The following is a 20,568-nucleotide window of genomic DNA, read 5'->3' on the forward strand; positions in this document are numbered from 1 at the left end:
TGTTGAAAAAATAGTGTTGTTGGTTTAAATTTAACATTATTTGTGTCATTTTATTTTTTTTTGATTTACTTAACAAATATATTTACGGTCTTCAAAAAACATAAATAAAAAAATTAACCTTTACTACTATTATGAGTTCAGAAAATGTACAAACCAAATGGGGGCAATTTATCTCTCTGATAATCGTCTTCTTTTTTTGGGGTTTTGTCGGATCAGCAAATGACATCCTCATCCCAGTATTCAAAAAAGTATTTACCTTATCACAAGTTCAATCACAATTAGTGGCTTGGGCATTTTATGCTGCCTATTTTGTAGGATCAATGATTTTCTTCTTAATATCTTTAAAATCAGATGTTTTGCAAAAATTCGGCTATAAAAAAACTCTTTCTGCAGGATTAATTCTTTCAGCAGTGGGTTCTTTTTTATTCGTTCCGGCGGCTACAATGGAAAGTTTCCCTTTCTTCTTGACTGCTTTGTTTACGGTAGGTTTAGGATTTTCTATTCAACAAATTGTAGCAAACCCATTGGCAATTAAAATGGGAAGCCCGACAACCGGAGCACACCGTTTGACTCTGGCTGGAGGTGTAAACTCTTTTGGAACCACTATTGGCGCGATTCTATTAGGAATTGCTCTTTTTGGAATGGGAGATAACAAAAAAACAAACCTTTCTCTAGAAGACATCAAATTACCTTTTATCATATTAGGACTTGCTTTTATTATAGTGGCAATTTTCATGTATTTCTCTAAAATCGAAGATCCCGCAAAAGCAAATGAAGAAGAGGCTAAAATCGAACATAAACATGCCTCATTCAGCATTTTAGACTACCCTCAATTGTATTTAGGAATGTTGGGTATCTTTATTTACGTTGGAACTGAAGTTACGATCATTAGTAATCTTCCGGCACTTTTACACACCCATGAGTTTGGTAACATACTGGAAGATGCCATTTCTCCTTTTATCGCACTTTATTGGGGAAGTTTAATGATCGGTCGTTGGAATGGTGGAGTTAATGTTTTCAATACCTCAAATCTGATAAACACCGCTCTTAAATTTATCGTTCCAGCTTTGGCTTTTGGTGTAATTATCGGAGCGAATGTATTTGCTGCACATGATGTTTCTTCTTTCTACATCTACCCTCTTTGGATTTTATTATTCATCGCCGTAAGTTTTGTAGGTGGTAAAAACGCAGGTAAAACATTAATGCTTTTTGGACTGTCAGGTATCGCAATGATGTTTGCGGGATTAGTTTGTCCGGATACTGATATTGCTAAATTTTTCTTTATCTCGGGTGGATTATTCTTATCTATCATGTGGCCGTCTATTTTCGATTTGGCGATTGCAGGTTTAGGAAAAAACACAGGAAAAGCATCTTCTTTCTTAATCATGATGATTTTGGGTGGTGGGGTAATTCCATTGATACAAGGAAGCATCTGTGATTTAGATTTAACCAATCCAAACGGAATATTCGGAATTACATACACACACTTCTCTTATATCGTACCACTACTAGGTTTTGCTTACTTAGCGTTTTATGGTTTCTATTGCCCTAAAATACTAAAAAGACAAGGTGTTAGTCATGTGGCAAGTGAAGGAGGAGGTCATTAAAATCTTCTGAAAATCATATAAAAAAAGTCCCGTTTTACAAAATGTAAAACGGGACTTTTTTTATGAAACAGCTACACTATTTCGCCGCTATAATATTACTCAGATTCTTTTTAAAAACTGCCTTGCTTTTATCCGACAAAGTATAAACCACATCTTTGTCCGCATGAACAATAACTTTGACAATATCAAGCGCTAAAAGCCCTTTAGGATCTTTTATCTTTAGTGTGCAAGCACCATCAAAAAAACCATCATCTTCGATCACTTTTTTTGCCTGCATTACAGTTCCGTCACTTAATACTGCAGAAATAGTCATTTCCTTATTTAATGTTTTCGAATAAAAGCCATCCATCACCAACATCAGGCGATAGGAATTTTTCATTTCCGGGCCTTTAAATTCATGGCGTGTAATGTTGTAGCGCAGCCCTTTTGCCAGCATCTGAAACTTTTCAGAACAATCCAGTTCAAACGTTGCTACATCACCCGCATCGTTTACACTTGTCAATACTTTAGCCTGCGCATTTATTTGCGAACTTGCTATTAAAAACACTAAAACTATCATTAATTTTTTCATAAATAGATATTTTAAGGTAGCTAAATATAAAAAAAATCGCTGTCTTTCTAATGAAAAACAGCGATTTATAACTATTATTTAGTAAAAAACTATTTATTACCTTTCTCAAAATCAGCAACAAACTGTGCCAATCCAATGTCAGTTAATGGGTGTTTTAATAAACCGTAAATTGCAGAAAGTGGTCCTGTCATAACGTCTGCACCGATTTTAGCACAGTTTACAATATGCATTGTGTGACGTACCGAAGCCGCTAAAATCTGAGTCTCATACCCGTAGTTATCATAGATTTCTCTAATCTCTTCGATAAGATTCAAACCATCTGTAGAAACATCATCTAAACGACCAATAAACGGAGATACATAAGTTGCTCCCGCTTTTGCAGCCAATAAAGCCTGACCAGCAGAAAACACCAAAGTAACATTTGTTTTAATTCCTTTATCAGAGAAATATTTGGCAGCCATAACACCTTCTTTTGTCATTGGCAATTTTACTACGATCTGATCGTGTAATTCAGCCAACTCCTCACCTTCTTTAACCATTCCGTCAAAATCAAGTGCGTTTACTTCAGCACTTACATCCCCTTCAACAAGGTTACAGATATCAACGTAATGTTTCAAAATATTGTTTTTTCCGGTAATACCTTCTTTCGCCATCAATGACGGATTTGTAGTTACACCATCTAAAACTCCTAAAGCTTGTGCTTCTTTAATCTGAGCTAAATTAGCTGTATCGATAAAAAATTTCATATTTATTTAAATTTAATTGTGTTCGTTATGCGGGTACAGTCCCATTAAAAAAATACATTCGGGAAATCCTCGATTGGCAACTTATAAAAATTGAATCAGCTAATCAAAGCCTCTTTTCGACAGCTTCTTTCCTTCCTGCAAATTTTCATAAAACTACAACATAAAATTGCAGATTATAACTATCAGAAAACAACATTTGACAATTCTGATAATTGCTTGGTAAAAGTAAAGGTTTATATTTTTAATTCAAAATAAAAGCAGCTTTGTAAAGACTTCACAAGACAACAGAATACAACTAATCTTAATAATTCTATCTTTACAACTAAAAACTACTGCCGGAAGAAACAGCATATGGACAGAACTGAAAAAAAAGACATCTCTCTTATTAAAAATGAAGGGCTAAACAAAGCGCAATTACTTCAAAAATTAAAAGAAGCACAAATCGGACTTAACGAATATGCCCATACGCTATTTAATAGTGACTTATTTCAGCCATCACTTTTGAGTTCTGAAGTCAATTTAATAGAATTATCAATGTCTGAGATCGGTCTTAAAAACGGAGGGGATTTTGAAGACATAAAAAAACACCTAAAAGCACTCAACTTATCGCATTGCCCCTTAGAAATAGCCATTTATGTTAGACTAAAATTCAAGGATCAATTAGAATCTGACGAAAAAAAATCCAACAAAACCCCACCCGGATCTATAACCTTTTTCTCAAAACCATTAAGTGAAGAGGACGATTTTCCAAAAGGTTTTTACATAAAAAACACCAATGGTACACTTTGGCTAAGGGGATACATTTGTTCAGAAGATTATATTTGGGAGGCCAATGATCGTATGATTTTCAAAGTGAATAAAAAATAATTCGTTGTCATAGTAAAAATTTGAAAAGACAATACATAGATTTATGAAACAAACTAATACACTCCAAATGCCTTCCTTTACATTCGAAAACAACCTATTAAGACTCAAAGTTAAAAAATCGCCATTCGTCATTAGAGCAATATTATTTATAGTTGCTTTTGCCTCATTCATTTTTCCAACAACAGGCATGGTGATTTCAATTACCTCCGGCCACGGCTTACATTTTGGTTTTCTAATAGGAATCGGAATATTTTCTCTTTTAGGATTTTATCTACTACGAATTGCACTATGGAATACTTATGGAGAAGAACTTATACTATTCTCTAAAGAAGAAATCATTTACGAAGCAAATTATGGCTGGTTTAAAGATGCCCGAACAATAATTGAAAATAAAAATATCAATTACGTCATTTTTCCCATTGGTTACGAAGAAGACAACGAAGGAGTGTTACTTATAGACAATCAAAAAAATCAAATAGAATGTGCTGTTAAAATGCCACTACAACAAATTGAAGAATTGATTATACTTTGCAAAAACAAAGTAAATGCATAAACCAAAAACTCCCGAAGATCTCGAAAACGAAATATATAGTTCGGTTAACAAACTATCTCAAATTGGCGATTTAAGAATTAGGCAACTAATCAAAATCCTATCAGATACAAACGATGAGATAATCATTGAGGGAATATTAAAAGTCTTCGAAGACAAAAACAACAAGATTACTATCTATGAAGATCAAAAGAATACCTAGTTGATACTTAAAAACATTTAATCCAAAAATTAAGATACCTACAAGAACTAAATACCCTAAAAACCAAAGCTGACAGGTTTTTGAAACCTGTCAGCTTTAATTCACGAGATTTTTACATCCCTACAACTTATAATGATTCATCAACATCTTCTCATAAACCGTATCGGGAAGAATTCGTTTTAATACAATTGAAAATTTCTGCATAAAAACCCCCACTTTGTAATGAACATTAGGCTTTTTAGTTAGTATGATTTTGTAAATAGCTTCCGCCATTTCGTTAGGATTACTTCCTGCATCAACATGTTCATTCATCGTTGAAAGCGTTTCACCATAGACTTTTTCATATGCTGATCCCTTAATTACAGGTGCATGATAACGACCGGCAGCAATATTCGTGGCAAAATCACCCGGTGCCACATTTGTGATGTTGATACCAAACGATTTCACTTCCATACGCAAGGCTTCCGTGATAAGTTCCAACGCCCCTTTTGAGGCCGAATAAACGCTTCTGTAAGGTAAACCCATATAACCGGCAATCGAAGTAATATTAATTATCAAACCTGACTTCTGTTCCCTCATTTGGGGTAAAGCAGCTTTCATAACCTCAATAGGTCCAAAAAAATTAGTTTCGAAATTGTTCTTAATTTCTTCCATCGGAATTTCTTCCAAAGGTCCTGTAATTCCAACTCCTGCATTATTAATCACAACATCCAAACGGCCGGTTGTCGCAATAATACTGCTTACCGCATTCTTTATCGACGTCACATCTCGAACATCTAAAGCTACAAGTGGAAAAACAGAATTTACTACTTTTTCAGGATTTCGACTTGTTCCATACACTATAAAACCTTTGTGGTGTAAAAATTCACCAATAGATTTTCCAATTCCTGATGATCCTCCGGTAATTAAAACGACTTTACTCATTGCTTTTTTTTGTGAAATGTTTATTTATGAAATGTGAGATGTTGGTTGTAAAATGCTAACTGTGAGATGTGAAATGTTAATTGTAATATGTTAATCGTAAAATATTGTAGGCCTTACAAGTCAAATGATATTCATTAATCCTTCTGCAACTTGTGAACACATTTTACTTATCACATATTACATTTCCCAGTTCCCTAAGGTCCAAAAATAAAAAAATCCTCCATAAGGAAGACTACTTTTGTATTAATTCTAAAAAAAGAAATGCGATAAAATAAAAAATGGCAAGCGACCTACATCGCACCGCTCAACCACGTACCCTTGCTATGTTCCCATCCTGGGGGAGTCTGCAGGAGCTGGTCGTGTAGGACTTGCCGGTGCAAATATACAATCTTTTTATATTTTTGCAAGAGCTTTGTTGCTATAAAATTATCGTTGTATATTGGCTTATTCAAATTTTAAACTATGAAAAAACATAACTTCCTAGCTGTCATTTTATTAGGAATTACATTAATTGGATGTAACGGCATAAAAAAAGATGAAAATTCTTTATTTACTATTGATGATGCTGCTTTTCCAGCCCATTTTACCTCAAAAGAAGCCGTTTCGATTGCTATTTTAAACCCCAATTTAAAAAAAATCGATAGCATTGTTTACTTTGTAAACGACAAAAAAGTGGGTAACACTAAAAGTGCTGAAAAATTCAAATTTGAATTAAAAGATCAAAAATTAGGGTACCAATACTTAAAAGCTACCATTTATTTTGGCGGAGATTCTTCAGATGCTACTAAAAGAATTGAAATAGTTTCTAATGTTGAACCAAAAGCACTAAACTATAAAATCATAAACACCTATCCGCACGATACTGCTGCCTTTACTGAAGGCCTAGAGTTTCATGATGGTACTTTATACGAAAGCACCGGACAAAAAGGAGACTCTTATTTTAGAGCGCTGGATTATAAAACCGGAAAAGTAATCAAACAAATTGCTCTTCCTAGTGAGTATTTTGGAGAAGGAATTACTTTCATTAACGGGAAATTGTTTCAATTGACCTGGCAGGAAAAAACCGGTTTCATTTATGATGCTAAAACTTTAAAACTGGAGAAAACTTTTGAATTCGACAAAGAAATTGAAGGCTGGGGAATGACAAATGACGGAAAATACATTTATCAATCAGATGGAACGGAAAAAATCTGGAAGATGGATCCTACTACTCAAAAAATGATCGACTATATTAATGTATACTCCGGAACTTCAAAAATCAAAGCTATTAATGAATTGGAATTAATCAACGGAAAATTATATGCAAATATCTTCCTAAAAGATGCTATTGCTGTTGTAGACCCCGCAACTGGTGCAGTTGAAGGAATCCTGAACATGTCTGGTCTTCGTAAATTAGTGAACGTTAAAACAGATGATGTTTTAAATGGTATTGCCTACAACCCTGCAACAAAAACTATTTTTGTAACGGGTAAAAATTGGAACAAAATGTTCGAAATAACCGTTACAGAATAAAAACAGATGATAACATTAATTACCAACATAAAAGAGCTGCTTCAGGTTCGTGAAACTTCAATTACTAAAGTATCCGGAGCGGAGATGGCTGTTCTTCCCACAATCAAAAATGCCTTTTTGATTTTAGAATACGGTTTAATCACCGATTTTGGAGAAATGGAATTACTTCCTAAAATCAAAGCTGACAAAATTATTGACGCAACGGGACGCATCGTTTTACCTTCCTGGTGTGACAGCCACACCCATATTGTATATGCAGGTAACCGCGAACAAGAGTTCGTAGATCGTATCAATGGGTTTTCTTACGAAGAAATCGCAAATCGTGGTGGCGGAATTTTAAATTCAGCTAAAAAACTCAACGAAACTTCTGAAGACGAAATCTACAATCAATCTAAAGTTCGCTTAGAAGAAGTAATGCATTTAGGAACCGGAGCCGTAGAAATCAAATCGGGTTACGGGCTAACTATTGAAGGCGAATTAAAAATGCTTCGCGTTATTAAAAAACTGGCAGAAAATTATCCTATCACGATAAAATCGACTTTTTTAGGTGCTCATGCATTTCCATTACATTACAAAGAAAACAAAGCGGGTTATATTGAGGAGATCATAACGAAGATGCTACCCCAAATTGCACAAAACAAACTGGCCGATTATGTCGATGTTTTTTGCGAAACGGGATATTTTTCTGTTGAAGAAACCGAAAAAATCATGGAAGCAGGAATACAACATGGTTTAATTCCGAAGATCCATGTGAATCAATTTAATTCGATAGGCGGAATTCAGGCCGGAATCAAATTTAAGGCCCTTTCAGTTGATCATCTTGAAATTATGAACCCGGAAGACATTGAAGCTTTAAAAGACACCGAAACAATGCCTGTAGCTTTGCCATCTTGTTCTTATTTCCTTAGCATCCCCTACACGCCGGCACGTGAAATGATAAAAGCAGGTTTGCCGTTGGCTTTAGCTACCGATTTCAACCCGGGCTCTACTCCATCCGGAAACATGAATTTTGTTGTAGCCACAGCCTGCATCAAAATGAAAATGACTCCTGAAGAAGCCATCAATGCCGCTACAATAAACGGTGCTTATGCGATGGGACTTTCAGAAAGCCACGGAAGTATCACAAAAGGCAAGAAAGCCAATTTAATCCTCACAAAGCCTATTTCATCTTACTACCAGATTCCTTACGCTTTTGGAAGTAATTTGATCGAAAGTGTATTTCTGGATGGTAAAATTCTAGTTTAAAAAAAATCTTATCCATAAAAAAAGGTCTGTGAAATTTCACAGACCTTTTTTTATTCAAAAACTGAATTGTTTTATCTCAAGCTAAAACTTGTTTTAGAAACCAATTCGTCATTATCAAAAACATTGATAAAGTAAGTTCCTTTTTCAAAATTCTTACCTGGTAAATCTTCAACAACATTTACCGATTTGTTTTCGTATTGAACTGTTGTTTTAAAACTGTAAGTCAATGATTTATCACCAAAACTTTCTGTTTTTTTATCTCCTAAAACATTGTTTTTACTGTCAATAACCTGTACATAATACGTTTTATCTCCAGATTTAGCAATTTGATTCTCAGCAATAGTAAAACTTACTTTCAAAACATCTGCACGACTTGCTTTATCAGTTTCAATTTGTTTACCTGAGCTTCTCAATTTGTAAGCTGCCGTTTTTGTATTCAAAATTGATAATTTAGAACCTTTTTCAACTGTTTTAGACAGTTCTTCGTTCTGACCAACTAATACTTCATTGAATTTTTTTGATTCACCTAAAACTACAATAGTACTGTCTCTCTGAACTGTCAAAACACCATTTTGTTTTTTCAATTCGTCGTTTTCAGCAACTAAAGTCTTCATTTTAGTCTGCATCCCCTGTACTTGATTTCTGTATTTAGATACATCTCCTTTAGATTTATTCAAATCATCCATCAAAGCTACTACTTTATCTCTTTCCTGAATTAATTCATCAGACATTGAAGTATTTTCTGCAATTGCAGCATCATAGGTTGCTTTCAATTCCTGTAAATCTTTCATAACAGATTCTTTCTCTGTTAAAGTGCTTGTAAGCTCCGTTTTAACCACCTCTGTATCAGAAGATAATTTAAAAATATACACTAAGCTACCTATTAGTAGGACTGCTAAAACTGCGATTACCGCCTTTAGACTTGAGTTGTTGTTCTTTGGGTTTTCCATATTTAATAATTTTCTTTAAAAACAAATTTAAGAATTAATATATCGTAATAACGTAAGTTAATACAATTATATTATTTTTGAACAATATTTTTTTTTATGGAGAAATTAATACCATTTACAATAAACGATTTAGCTAAAGTCACCAATCATAGAAGTGGCGAAATCAAATTTGGAGAAAAAATGATTATCATTCCTAAGGGAGCTGATAAAATTAATTTCCTAAAAGAGAGCGAGGCTAAGTATGTCCTTCTGGGAATCCCCGAAGATATCGGCATCCGTGCTAATTATGGCAGACCCGGTGCAGCATCGGCTTGGGAAAGTGCGATAAAAAGCATCGCCAACATTCAGCACAATCGTTTCGCAAAAGGCAGTCAGATTATTGTTTTGGGCCAAATCAATGTTACGGAGGAAATGCGTGACGTAGAACATCTGGATTTTAATGATATTGACGATCGTTCGAAATTAAGCCAGTTGGTAGAAAAAATTGACAAAGAAGTTTCTCACATCATCTTTAATATTGTTAAAGCCGGAAAAATCCCTATTATCATTGGCGGAGGCCACAATAATGCCTACGGAAATATAAAAGGTTCTGCTCTGGCCAAAGGAAAACCGGTAAACGCGATTAATTTTGATGCGCACTCTGATTTTAGAATCCTGGAAGGGCGTCACAGCGGAAATGGATTCTCTTATGCTTATGAAGAAGGTTTCCTGAAAAAGTATTTTATTTTTGGATTACACGAGAATTACACTTCCAAAAGTGTCTTGGATATCATCAAAAAGATAGAAGACCGTGTGCGTTATAACACCTATGACAGTGTTAACATCCGAAAAGAAAAAGAGTTCTACAAAGAGATGATTTATGCTTTGGATTTTGTAAAATCGGATCCTTTTGGAATTGAAATTGATCTCGACGCCATCCCTAACATTGCCAGCAGCGCTATGACTATCAGCGGATTTTCGATAGAAGAATTGCGTCAATTTATTTCCTTTTTCGGAGAACATAAAAACGCTACTTATTTGCATATCTGCGAAGGAGCACCGGACTTAGATCAATCTCCAAACAATCATTTAATTGGAAAATTAATCGGGTACCTGATCACTGATTTCATCAAAGCCAACAACGAGAATATTTAATTTAAAAAGACCCGAGCAGCTGAAAATTAAACCATTTACCAAATAAAACCCGATTCAAATAAACGATTGACTGAATAAAGCTATCTTTGCACAGAATTTTAGTACTTAAAACTAAAATCTTAATACCTAAGATATGTTATTCGAAGATTTATCACTTTCAAAAAGTATACAAAAAGCCGTATTTGAAGAAGGCTACCTAAATCCTACTCCTATCCAGGAACAATCTATTCCGATTGTTTTGGCTGGAAGAGATTTGATTGGTTGCGCCCAAACCGGTACCGGAAAAACAGCTGCATTTGCTATTCCTATCATACATCAGTTACACCGAATTGTTGGTTCTTCTAAAAAAGCCAAACAAATCCGTGCGCTTATAGTTACTCCTACCCGTGAACTTGCGGTTCAGATTGGACAAAGTTTTGACACTTATGCAAAATATACCAATCTGACACAATTAACGATTTTTGGTGGAGTTTCACAAAATCCACAAGTGGATGCCTTAAAAAAAGGAATCGATATATTGGTTGCTACTCCGGGAAGATTATTGGATTTACAAAAACAAGGTTTTCTTGACTTAGACCATTTGCACACTTTGGTTTTGGATGAAGCGGATCAGATGTTGGATATGGGTTTTATAAACGATGTAAAAAAGATCGTAAAACTTACACCTAAAAACCGTCAAACCTTATTGTTTTCTGCTACGATGCCGATTGCTATTCGCGAATTGGCCGAAATGTTTTTACAAGATCCTGCAAAGGTTGAAGTTTCACCAGTTTCATCAACTGCTGAAAATGTAGAACAACGTATTTATTTTGTGGAGAAAACAGAGAAAAGAAATTTACTTTATCATTTAATAAAAAACGAAAATTTATCAAACGTATTGGTTTTTTCAAGAACCAAACACGGTGCTGATAATGTCGTAAAAGCATTACGCAAAAAAGAAATCCCTGCAGAAGCCATTCACGGAGATAAATCGCAGAATGCCAGACAACGTGTTTTGGATGCTTTTAAAAACAAAGAAGTGGGTGTTCTTGTTGCAACTGATATTGCTGCAAGAGGAATTGACATTGATCAATTACCATTCGTAATTAACTTTGATTTACCAAACATTCCGGAAACCTACGTACACCGAATTGGTCGTACAGGACGTGCAGGAAACGGCGGAATTGCCATCTCTTTTTGCAGTAAAGATGAAGAGCCTTATTGGAAAGACATCAAAAAACTGATAAAAGTAGAGGTAAACATTGTTACCGATCATCCGTACCCTTGGCATTCAGGAACTCCGGACGCAACGGCAGAGAAACCTAAAAATTCAAACCGAAGCGGTGGTGCTCATAAATCAAGAAAGTCAAATGCTTCTAAACAAAATAAAAAGCGTTGGTATTAACAACCAACGCTTTTTGTTTCACTAACTAAGTAATTGATTATTTTGAACAATTTAACGGGTTCAAACGGCTTAATAATAATATCATTCATTCCCGAAGAAATTGCTTCATCTGTTATTTCATCTTTATCAAAAGCAGTCAGTGCCACAATAGGTGTTTTGATCCCCAACTGACGAATTCTTTTCGTGGTTTCAAAACCGTTCATTAACGGCATGTTAATATCCATCAAAATAAGGTCAAAATATTCGTTGTCCAGTATTTGAAGAGCCCCAAAACCATCATCAACTACTTTACAGATGTAATTATTCTTCTCAATAATTTTCTTTGTAACAAGTTGATTTATCGCATTATCCTCAACAACTAAAATTTTAAAAACTTCATTAGAGGTCAGGTCAACCTGGATTTCATCTATAATACGTTTCGTTTTCTCGGGATCGTATTCAAAAGGGATTGTAAAGGTAAACAAGGTCCCTTCACCTATCTTGCTTTTCAAATCGATCGTAGTATTAAAGAGCCCTAACAGTCTTTTTACAATACTCAAACCAAGCCCTGTACCTTGATAATCTTCATCCTTTCTTCCGACCTGAACAAACTTTTCGAAAATTTTCGTCTGATCTATTGCCGCAATTCCTACTCCGTTATCCTTTATTCGGAATTCTAAGAAGTGCATTTTTCCTTCTACCTTTACCAGATTGATTATAATTTCAACCTCCCCTTCTTTGGTAAACTTCAGTGCGTTACTCACCAAATTCATCAGAATTTGTGCCAGCCTTAATTTATCACCAATTAAATATTCCGGAATAGCATCATCAATAATTGTAGAAATTTTATTGTTGTTCTTTTGTGATAAAAAAGAAAGCGAATTTTTGATCATCGCAATTTCATCTGAGATATTGAATGTTAAACTTTCCAATACCACTTTATTTTCTTCAATTTTATTAATCTGAAGAATATCATTTACCAATGACAACAAATATCTGGCAGAAAATTTTAACGAACTCAAATGCTGGCTATTTGACAATTCTTTATGTTCCTCAAGTAACATATTGGTTATCCCCACAACACCATAGAGCGGAGTACGCAATTCGTGGCTTATAGTCGAAATAAATTGCGTTTTAAGTAGCGAGGCCTCCTCGGCTATTTCTTTTGCCTCTAAGAGCTCTAGATTGTGTTTCTTTTTAAATCTGATATTTTTAACCAGTGTAATAATTAACAACAAAAGAACAAAGGAAGTCATCACAAACAAAACCACAATAATTCTTGATTTTTTAAGACTTTGATATTGGGAATCTTTTTCAATCTCAATTTTATCTATTTGCCTTTTATACTCGTCTAATTCCAAGTTAAAACCTGCTATAGAAGCGCTTTTAATCTTTTCATCATTGTAAATCTGCTCTGTTATTTTATTGTATGCATCTAAATTAACATAGGCTTCTTTATACCTGCCATTTGCACTCAAAAATTTCGAGTATTCCAGATGTGCATTTGACAAATCTGTTTTTTCTATATAATTTCTTCCTAATCGTATCGCATTATTAAAATAGTCATCTGCTTTTTGAATGTCTCCCTGATGACTGCAGTACATTCCGTTTAACATATTTGTAATAACAATGGTATCATCAAACTGAAACTTCTTCTGATTCGCATTGATAAACTGCAAATAAGGATATCCATTCTTAAACTGACCCACATCAAAATACGACCACGCAATATTCACATAAGTAAAATAAATCTGCGTTGAATCCTTAATTTTTAAACTAAGTTCAATTGATTTTTTGTAAAATTCAACACCACGGCTATATTCTTTCTTTTCAAAACAATAGATATTGCCCAGATTATTATACAACATATTCTTAAAGCTGTCATTTTTAGCTTTGTACGCATACAACAGGCTTTTTTTATAAAAGAAAATCGCTTTATCGAGTTCTCCCAATTCATTGTAATTGGCCGCTATAATATTATAAGAACGGGCAATAAAATAATCATTTTTGGTTTTCGTGGAATGATCCAGCGCAACTCTTGAATGAATTAATGATTTTTCAAAATTAGATTCTCTTAAATCAGACAGTGCTTCCAGTATAAGTTTATCAATCTGAACTGATGACAAATCGCTTTGTCCCAATGCATTGAATGAAAAAAAAATAAACACCAAAAAACATGATAAAAAGATTCGAAATCGAAACATAATTTGAAAATATTTATTCAAATATACATTATTAAAACAGAAAATAATATCTTGATTTTTACAACATTAATTTGATCCGGAATGATCTTATTTCTTTCACTTTTTAAACTATCTGCAATAGTTTTTTTCAGTTTAAGGCCTCTTTTTTTTCCATCTTCGTAAAATCAAAAACAAATAAAGGTCACACGAACAAAACCAAGGCTTTACGATATTTTAGCTAGCAAAAACACATTTTATTAAAAAATAATCAGTAATTTAAGATAATAAATGAAAAATAATTTTATCTTTAACAAACCTTACAAACACAAGCCCCAAGTGTTTTTATAAGATTGGGGCATTTAAAACCAAAAAAAACATGATAGAAAATTTTTTAAAACTGAGCGAGATTGAAAAACTAAGTAAAGCAGAACAAAAAACAATTCTAGGCGGAGATGTCCCAGATCCCGAAGAAGGCAGAAAAGGAAAAGTTGCTGCATAAGTTCTTCTAAGGTTTACTTTACGATATACCAACTTCAAAGAAAACCGGAGAAAACTAAAACATACAAAAAAGCCGTAATAATCACTTATTACGGCTTTTTAAATTATAACTATTTTCGTTTATTTTTTAATTCTCTAACGGAGTTTCAGCTTCTTTATCATTTTCCCATTTTCCAACCACTGATGTTGCCAAAGCATTCCCTAAAACATTAGTAGCACTTCTAAACATATCACAGAAGTGATCAATTGGCAATATTAACGCGATACCTGCAGCAGGAATATCAAACATTCCACAAGTAGCTGCCACAACAACCAAACTTGCTCTTGGAACACCTGCAATACCTTTACTGGTTAACATTAAAACCAAAAGCATTACCATCTGAGTCCCTAAATCTAAAGGTATACCATAAGCTTGTGCGATAAAAATACTCGCAAATGTCATATACATCATACTTCCGTCAAGGTTAAACGAATAACCAAGCGGCAACATAAACGATACTACTTTATCTTTTACTCCAAAATTCTCTAATTCTTCTGTTAACTTAGGAAAAACTGCTTCACTACTAGTTGTTCCAAAAGCAATTACTAATGGCCCAATAATGCGTTTTAACAACTCGTTCATTCTTCCTTTTAAGAAAATATACCCCACAACAATCAATACAACCCATAAGGTGCTGATTCCAATTAGAAATGATCCGAAGAATTTGAAATAGAAAACGGCTAATTCCTGAAAATCTTTCACAGCAAAAACTCCCGCAATAGCTCCAAAAACTCCTATTGGTGCAAAGTTCATTACATAGTTAACCATTTTTAAAACAATATGAGAAATCTTATCCAAAGCGTTTACAACCGGCTTTACCGTATCTCCTAATGATGCAGCAGCCAAACCGAAGAAAATAGAAAAGATCACAATCTGTAAAATTTCATTGGTTGCCATTGCTTCCACAACACTTTTAGGAACGATATGTACGATAAAATTCTCAAAAGTAATCGATTGCGTTTTATCTGTTACCTCGTGAGCAGTTGCTAAATCAACATGTCCCAAATTCAAACCCAATCCAGGCTCTAAAAGATTCACATAAAACAATCCAATTAACAGAGAAATAAAAGAAGCTGTAAAAAACCAGCCTAAAGCTTTTCCTCCAATTCTTCCAACTGCTTTTATATCACCCAATTTAGCAATTCCAACCACAAGTGTTGTAAAAACTAAAGGAGAAATAATCATTTGCACCAAACGGATAAAAATGGTTGCAAGCATATTTATTTTCACACTAAATGATTTCGCGGCCTCAGGCGAAATATAATTGTGTAAAATAATCCCTAAAACTGCTCCAAGAATCATTGCAATTAAAATCTGCCCTGTTAATCCTGAAAGAAATGATTTTTTTTTGGTTTCTGTACTTTGCATTAATTTATTTTTTGTTTATAATTAAAACATAAGGCCCTCACTGCCTTACAATTTATTAATATGTTTTGTTGATTAAATAAAAATCAGCCAAAACAATCGCCGCCATTGCTTCCACAATTGGCACTGCGCGAGGTACTACACACGGATCATGACGTCCTTTTCCGTTCATTGGTGTAATGTTTCCTTTATTATCTAATGAGTCCTGAGTCTGCATGATAGTCGCAACAGGTTTGAAAGCTACTCTGAAGTAAATATCCATTCCGTTACTGATCCCACCCTGAATACCACCTGAACGATTTGTCTGGGTAGTTCCGTCGGGATTGTATAAATCATTATGTGCACTACCTTTCATTTCTGATCCTGAAAAACCACTTCCATATTCAAAACCTTTTACAGCATTGATAGAAAGCATTGCTTTCCCTAATTCTGCGTGTAGTTTATCAAAAACAGGTTCTCCCAGACCAACCGGTACATTCTGAATTACGCAGGAAACAATACCTCCTACGGTATCTCCTTGCTTGCGAATATCACGAATGTATTCTTCCATAATTGCCGCTGCTTTTTCATCAGGACAACGTACGGGATTACTTTCTGTTTTCGAAAAATCCAATTCCTGATAAGGAGTATCTAAGTGAATTGGTCCTACAGAAGAAACGTAAGCATTAATTTTAATTTCCGGCAACATTTGTTTTGCAATTGCTCCGGCTACTACCCTGCTAGCTGTTTCACGAGCAGAACTTCTTCCTCCTCCGCGATAATCGCGAAAACCATACTTCTGATCGTATACGTAATCAGCATGGCTCGGTCTGTAGTTGTCTTTTATATGAGAGTAATCGTCTGATTTTTGGTTGGTGTTCGGAATAATAAAACCAATCGGAGTCCCGGTTGTTTTACCTTCAAATATTCCGGATAAAAACTGAACGCTATCCGGTTCTTTTCTTTGTGTTACGATTGCGGACTGTCCTGGTTTTCTGCGGGACATTTCAACTTCAATTGCTTCCAGATCAAGTTCTATTCCAGATGGACAACCGTCGATAATTCCACCTAAAGCTTCACCATGGGATTCCCCAAAAGTGGTAACTTTATATAAGGTGCCGTAGCTATTTCCTGCCATTGTAATTAGTTTTGAGCAAATGTAAGTTTTAAGAATTAAATTAAAAAATTTAAAATTGGTAATATTAAATAAAGACTAAGTTGTTTAAAAATCACAATTTGTTAAAATTGAGGTCGAATTGATAACCTTTCCATAAAACAAAATCGGTTTGAGTTTGCTTCATTTGTAAAACTTCAAATCAAGAAAAATTGAAAAAAAGAAATGTTGAATTGGTCATTATTTCAGATGTCCACTTAGGAACATACGGTAGCCACGCCAAAGAACTAAACAACTATTTATCAAGCATAAAGCCCAAAATATTAGTCTTAAATGGTGACATTATAGACGCTTGGCAATTTAGAAAATCTTATTTTCCAAAAAATCATTTAAGGGTTATCCAAAGAATAATCGGAATGGCTTCTAAAGGTACTAAGGTGTATTACATTACCGGAAACCACGATGAAATTCTCAGAAAATTCAGCGACATGAACATGGGGAATTTTGCCTTGGTCGATAAATTAATTTTAGAACTTGACGGTAAAAAGGCCTGGATTTTCCATGGAGATGTTTTTGATGCTTCTGTACAACACTCTAAATGGATCGCAAAACTAGGTGGTTTAGGATATGATTACCTCATTCTCATGAACCGTTTTGTCAATTGGTTTTTATCTAAACTCGGAAAAGAACCTTATTCTTTTTCTAAAAAAATAAAAGCCAGTGTCAAAAAAGCGGTAAAATTTATTTCGGATTTCGAAACAACAGCCACTGATTTGGCCATCGAAAAAAAATACGATTATGTCATCTGCGGGCATATTCACGAGCCCAAAATAATTGAAAAAGAAAACAAACACGGCTCTACTTTATACCTGAATTCCGGGGACTGGGTCGAAAATTTAACGGCTTTAGAATACCATAAAAAACGCTGGAAATTATTCTCCTACTCCGAAAGCAATTTTGCAGAAGAGGAAAACCTTTTTGAAATGGAAGATAACTTAAGTAATCATTTGATTACTTCAATTCTAAAAACCAAATAAACAGCCCTCTGGAAATATTTTTTCCTACTATAAGGTGCAAAGCCCCACCATAATGTCAGGCTGAGCGAAGTCGAAGCCCTCCCTTCGACTTCGCTCAGGGTGACAATAGTACAAAATAGAAAATCTATAAAGACAGCACGAACACTTACCAAAGTCTACTATTTAGCTAGAAAAAAGTTTTGCAACTTTTTTCCAGCTTTTCAAACTTTTATCCCTCTACCCCTCTGTATCTCTGAACCTCAAAAAAACATCCCAAATGTGAATTATATAACAATTCGCAATAATCTTATACTTCTTCAGCTAAACAATACTTGTAAGTTTGAAAAAATTAATAACCTTTTTATGAAAAAAATTATTTTATCAGCCATTATGCTATTAGGCTTAGCATTTACGGCTCAATCTCAGGAAATCGCCAAAAATGCAATTGGTGTTCGTTTAGGAGATAACAACGGATTTGGAGGAGAAGTATCTTACCAACGCGGTTTATTTAAAAACAACAGATTAGAATTTGATTTAGGTTGGAGAAACAGCGACAACGTAGATGCTGTTAAGGCCGTAGCTCTTTATCAATGGGTTTGGAACATTGAGGGTGGTTTTAACTGGTATGCTGGTGTTGGTGGTGGTTTAGCTGCCTGGGAATATGATTACCGTTATTACAATTCTAGATACAACGATAGTGGTACTTATGTTTTTGCAGCCGGAGATGTTGGTATAGAATATGGTTTTGATAAAGTGCCTATTTTACTGTCTTTAGATGTAAGACCGGAAATTGGTTCAGGATATTATGACGATGATAACTTTGGTTTTGACGTAGGTTTAGCAGTTAAATTTAAGTTTTAATAAAAACGAAATTTTTCCAGACTAAAAGGCTATGAGGCCTAATTTAAAAAAAACGCCACAGATTAAATTGATTTTCACAGATTATCCAATCCTTTTAATCCTTTAATCTGTGGCAAAAATATTTTTAGAGGGTACAATAAAATCCCCTAAAAACATCGCTCAAACTTTTATTTGAGCCCCTAAAAAAAATTGTAAAAAACAAAACCTGTCTCTTCAAAAGGACAGGTTTTTTTATGGCAATCAAAAAAGGAATTTATTTGATGATAATTTCTTTCTTCGAATGAATTTTAACCACTGTATACGGATACGTAATCACTTGCGTGGTCATAGCATCCGGAGCCGGGCTATTTTCTTTTACAGTTATAATAATATTTTTATCGGTTTCTTCTACTTTTTCAACTCCAATAGAGTAACCTCCTGTATTTTTTTCACCCATATTCAAAATAATATAATTAGAAGTATTAATATCATCCTGTTTCATTTTATCTTTCAAAAGCGGATCATTTTCAAGCATTTTGATTTCGTTGGGCTCCGTCAAAATTTCAAAGAATTTAATATTTCCACCACCGTCAGATTGCGCTGTCAAAATTTCAAATAGCGCTTTCGAATCTGTTGTTTTTGTTGTTCCACACGAAATCAGAACAAAAACGGTTACAATTGAAATTACTTTTTTCATCTAAGGTTACTTTTAAGATTAGTGTCTCTAATTTTTATAATCGTTTATCGCTTTTTGATACAACGCTTCATATACTGGTAATATATTTTTGATATCAAACTTTTTTGCCACCTCTAAAGCATTTGCTTTAAACTGATTCAAAGTTGCATCATCTTTTAGAATTTTCAGCGCATTGGCAGCCATTTCTTCTACATTACCTACATTGCTCAAATAACCTGAAACGCCATCAAAATTCACCTCCGGCAAACCTCCTGAATTACTTGAAATTACAGGAACTCCGCAAGACATTGCTTCTAGCGCTGCCAAACCGAAACTTTCTGTTTCAGATGGAAGCAAAAACAAATCGGTCATGCACAAAATCTTATCAATTTCATTACTGTTTCCAAAGAAGATTACTTTGTCCAGAATTCCTAATTCCTGACACAAAATTTCGGCTTTTTCTTTTTCCGGTCCATCACCAACCATCATTAGTTTAGCAGGGATTTCTTTCTGAATGTTATAGAAAATCTTAATGATATCCGGAATGCGTTTTACCTTTCTGAAGTTACTGATATGGGTAATGATTCGTTCGTCTTCCTTCGCCATAACATAACGATGACAAGGCGCTTGAGGATCTTTTATCATTTTATCCAACTCAATAAAATTCGGAATCACCTTTATTTTATTCTTGATTTTGAATAATTTTAAGGTATCGTCTTTCAAACTTTGGGAAACCGAAGTCACATAATCGGATTTATCGATACTAAAAGTCACGGCCGGCTTGTAAAACGGATGATTTCCAACTAAGGTAATATCGGTACCGTGAAGCGTCGTAATCATTGGAAGATTAATCCCTTCGTTTTTCAGCATTTGTTTCGCCATATAGCCCGCATAAGCATGTGGAATGGCGTAATGCACGTGCAGTACTTCAATCTTGTATAATTTCACCATATCAACCAATTTGCTTGATAAAGCCAATTCATAAGGCTGATAGTGAAAAAGAGGATACTCCGGAACGTTCACTTCGTGATAATGCACATTTGGGTTCAAAAGTGCCAGTCTAACGGGCTGACTATAAGTGATAAAATGTATTTCGTGTCCGCGTCTGGCTAATTCAAGACCTAACTCAGTGGCTACTACACCACTACCGCCAAAGGTCGGATAACAAACTATAGCTATTTTCATG

19 protein-coding genes and 1 other RNA gene are annotated in these 20,568 nt (G+C 34.5%); 10 read left to right on the forward strand and 10 right to left on the reverse strand.

The window, feature by feature from the left end:
• Nucleotides 1-131 precede the first annotated feature (131 nt).
• On the forward strand, nucleotides 132-1,607 hold the full coding sequence (locus ACHRV5_RS13325) for an MFS transporter (RefSeq protein WP_047773332.1): 1,476 nt from the start codon (nucleotides 132-134) through the stop codon (nucleotides 1,605-1,607).
• Between the two features lie 76 nt (nucleotides 1,608-1,683).
• Here the strand turns inward: ACHRV5_RS13325 and ACHRV5_RS13330 are convergent, their stop codons facing one another.
• Together ACHRV5_RS13330 and fsa are read right to left on the reverse strand one after the other, a co-directional pair.
• Nucleotides 1,684-2,178 carry a hypothetical protein gene (locus ACHRV5_RS13330; RefSeq protein ID WP_395427079.1) on the reverse strand — a complete coding sequence of 165 codons (495 nt, stop codon included), beginning with the start codon at nucleotides 2,176-2,178 and terminating at the stop codon, nucleotides 1,684-1,686.
• An 89-nt stretch (nucleotides 2,179-2,267) separates the two neighbouring features.
• Complete coding sequence (fsa, locus tag ACHRV5_RS13335; protein WP_047773337.1) at nucleotides 2,268-2,924, reverse strand: fructose-6-phosphate aldolase; 657 nt, start codon at nucleotides 2,922-2,924, stop codon at nucleotides 2,268-2,270.
• A gap of 351 nt (nucleotides 2,925-3,275) precedes the next feature.
• On the opposite strand from fsa, the gene ACHRV5_RS13340 reads away from it, so the two are divergent.
• Together ACHRV5_RS13340 and ACHRV5_RS13345 are read left to right on the forward strand one after the other, a co-directional pair.
• On the forward strand, nucleotides 3,276-3,791 hold the full coding sequence (locus ACHRV5_RS13340) for a hypothetical protein (protein ID WP_395427080.1): 516 nt from the start codon (nucleotides 3,276-3,278) through the stop codon (nucleotides 3,789-3,791).
• 43 nt (nucleotides 3,792-3,834) lie between these two features.
• Entirely contained in the window at nucleotides 3,835-4,344 is a 510-nt protein-coding gene (locus ACHRV5_RS13345) for a hypothetical protein (RefSeq protein WP_395427081.1), read from the forward strand.
• Between the two features lie 319 nt (nucleotides 4,345-4,663).
• Here ACHRV5_RS13345 and ACHRV5_RS13350 read toward each other — a convergent pair whose 3' ends face one another.
• Both ACHRV5_RS13350 and ffs read right to left on the reverse strand, forming a co-directional pair.
• Complete coding sequence (locus ACHRV5_RS13350) at nucleotides 4,664-5,467, reverse strand: SDR family oxidoreductase (RefSeq protein ID WP_395427082.1); 804 nt, start codon at nucleotides 5,465-5,467, stop codon at nucleotides 4,664-4,666.
• 276 nt (nucleotides 5,468-5,743) lie between these two features.
• An RNA gene (ffs, locus tag ACHRV5_RS13355) (signal recognition particle sRNA small type) lies at nucleotides 5,744-5,841 on the reverse strand.
• 88 nt (nucleotides 5,842-5,929) lie between these two features.
• On the opposite strand from ffs, the gene ACHRV5_RS13360 reads away from it, so the two are divergent.
• Entirely contained in the window at nucleotides 5,930-6,979 is a 1,050-nt protein-coding gene (locus tag ACHRV5_RS13360) for a glutaminyl-peptide cyclotransferase (protein ID WP_395427083.1), read from the forward strand.
• A gap of 6 nt (nucleotides 6,980-6,985) precedes the next feature.
• A complete protein-coding gene (gene hutI, locus ACHRV5_RS13365) occupies nucleotides 6,986-8,224 on the forward strand; it encodes an imidazolonepropionase (RefSeq protein WP_047773351.1) in 1,239 nt (412 codons plus the stop codon).
• A 71-nt stretch (nucleotides 8,225-8,295) separates the two neighbouring features.
• Here the strand turns inward: hutI and ACHRV5_RS13370 are convergent, their stop codons facing one another.
• The gene (locus tag ACHRV5_RS13370; protein WP_395427084.1) at nucleotides 8,296-9,174 is read right to left on the reverse strand and encodes a hypothetical protein; all 879 of its coding nucleotides are present in this window, start codon (nucleotides 9,172-9,174) and stop codon (nucleotides 8,296-8,298) included.
• 96 nt (nucleotides 9,175-9,270) lie between these two features.
• On the opposite strand from ACHRV5_RS13370, the gene ACHRV5_RS13375 reads away from it, so the two are divergent.
• Both ACHRV5_RS13375 and ACHRV5_RS13380 read left to right on the forward strand, forming a co-directional pair.
• A complete protein-coding gene (locus ACHRV5_RS13375) occupies nucleotides 9,271-10,308 on the forward strand; it encodes a formimidoylglutamase (protein WP_047773355.1) in 1,038 nt (345 codons plus the stop codon).
• Between the two features lie 133 nt (nucleotides 10,309-10,441).
• Complete coding sequence (locus tag ACHRV5_RS13380; RefSeq protein WP_395427085.1) at nucleotides 10,442-11,692, forward strand: DEAD/DEAH box helicase; 1,251 nt, start codon at nucleotides 10,442-10,444, stop codon at nucleotides 11,690-11,692.
• Here the strand turns inward: ACHRV5_RS13380 and ACHRV5_RS13385 are convergent.
• Nucleotides 11,689-13,812 (reverse strand): response regulator, encoded by a 2,124-nt coding sequence (locus tag ACHRV5_RS13385; protein WP_395427086.1) that lies wholly within the window; start codon nucleotides 13,810-13,812, stop codon nucleotides 11,689-11,691. The genes ACHRV5_RS13380 and ACHRV5_RS13385 overlap by 4 nt on opposite strands.
• 418 nt (nucleotides 13,813-14,230) lie before the next feature.
• On the opposite strand from ACHRV5_RS13385, the gene ACHRV5_RS13390 reads away from it, so the two are divergent.
• Nucleotides 14,231-14,353 carry a hypothetical protein gene (locus tag ACHRV5_RS13390; protein ID WP_255663336.1) on the forward strand — a complete coding sequence of 41 codons (123 nt, stop codon included), beginning with the start codon at nucleotides 14,231-14,233 and terminating at the stop codon, nucleotides 14,351-14,353.
• A gap of 126 nt (nucleotides 14,354-14,479) precedes the next feature.
• Here ACHRV5_RS13390 and ACHRV5_RS13395 read toward each other — a convergent pair whose 3' ends face one another.
• Together ACHRV5_RS13395 and aroC are read right to left on the reverse strand one after the other, a co-directional pair.
• Entirely contained in the window at nucleotides 14,480-15,760 is a 1,281-nt protein-coding gene (locus ACHRV5_RS13395) for a dicarboxylate/amino acid:cation symporter (protein ID WP_047773362.1), read from the reverse strand.
• A gap of 55 nt (nucleotides 15,761-15,815) precedes the next feature.
• Nucleotides 15,816-16,874 carry a chorismate synthase gene (aroC, locus tag ACHRV5_RS13400; RefSeq protein WP_395427087.1) on the reverse strand — a complete coding sequence of 353 codons (1,059 nt, stop codon included), beginning with the start codon at nucleotides 16,872-16,874 and terminating at the stop codon, nucleotides 15,816-15,818.
• Between the two features lie 188 nt (nucleotides 16,875-17,062).
• Here aroC and ACHRV5_RS13405 point away from each other — a divergent pair, with 188 nt between their 5' ends.
• Entirely contained in the window at nucleotides 17,063-17,887 is an 825-nt protein-coding gene (locus ACHRV5_RS13405; protein ID WP_047773365.1) for a UDP-2,3-diacylglucosamine diphosphatase, read from the forward strand.
• Between the two features lie 342 nt (nucleotides 17,888-18,229).
• Nucleotides 18,230-18,727 (forward strand): hypothetical protein, encoded by a 498-nt coding sequence (locus ACHRV5_RS13410; protein ID WP_047773368.1) that lies wholly within the window; start codon nucleotides 18,230-18,232, stop codon nucleotides 18,725-18,727.
• Nucleotides 18,728-18,980: 253 nt separating this feature from the next.
• Here ACHRV5_RS13410 and ACHRV5_RS13415 read toward each other — a convergent pair whose 3' ends face one another.
• Both ACHRV5_RS13415 and bshA read right to left on the reverse strand, forming a co-directional pair.
• Nucleotides 18,981-19,403: a protease complex subunit PrcB family protein gene (locus ACHRV5_RS13415; protein ID WP_395427088.1), complete on the reverse strand. Its 423-nt coding sequence runs from the start codon at nucleotides 19,401-19,403 to the stop codon at nucleotides 18,981-18,983.
• A 27-nt stretch (nucleotides 19,404-19,430) separates the two neighbouring features.
• Entirely contained in the window at nucleotides 19,431-20,567 is a 1,137-nt protein-coding gene (gene bshA, locus ACHRV5_RS13420; RefSeq protein ID WP_047773371.1) for an N-acetyl-alpha-D-glucosaminyl L-malate synthase BshA, read from the reverse strand.
• Nucleotide 20,568: the final 1 nt, after the last annotated feature.

Origin of the sequence: Flavobacterium sp. FlaQc-52, from assembly GCF_044007495.1 — a bacterium.
GTDB classification, from domain to species: Bacteria; Bacteroidota; Bacteroidia; order Flavobacteriales; family Flavobacteriaceae; genus Flavobacterium; species Flavobacterium cupriresistens.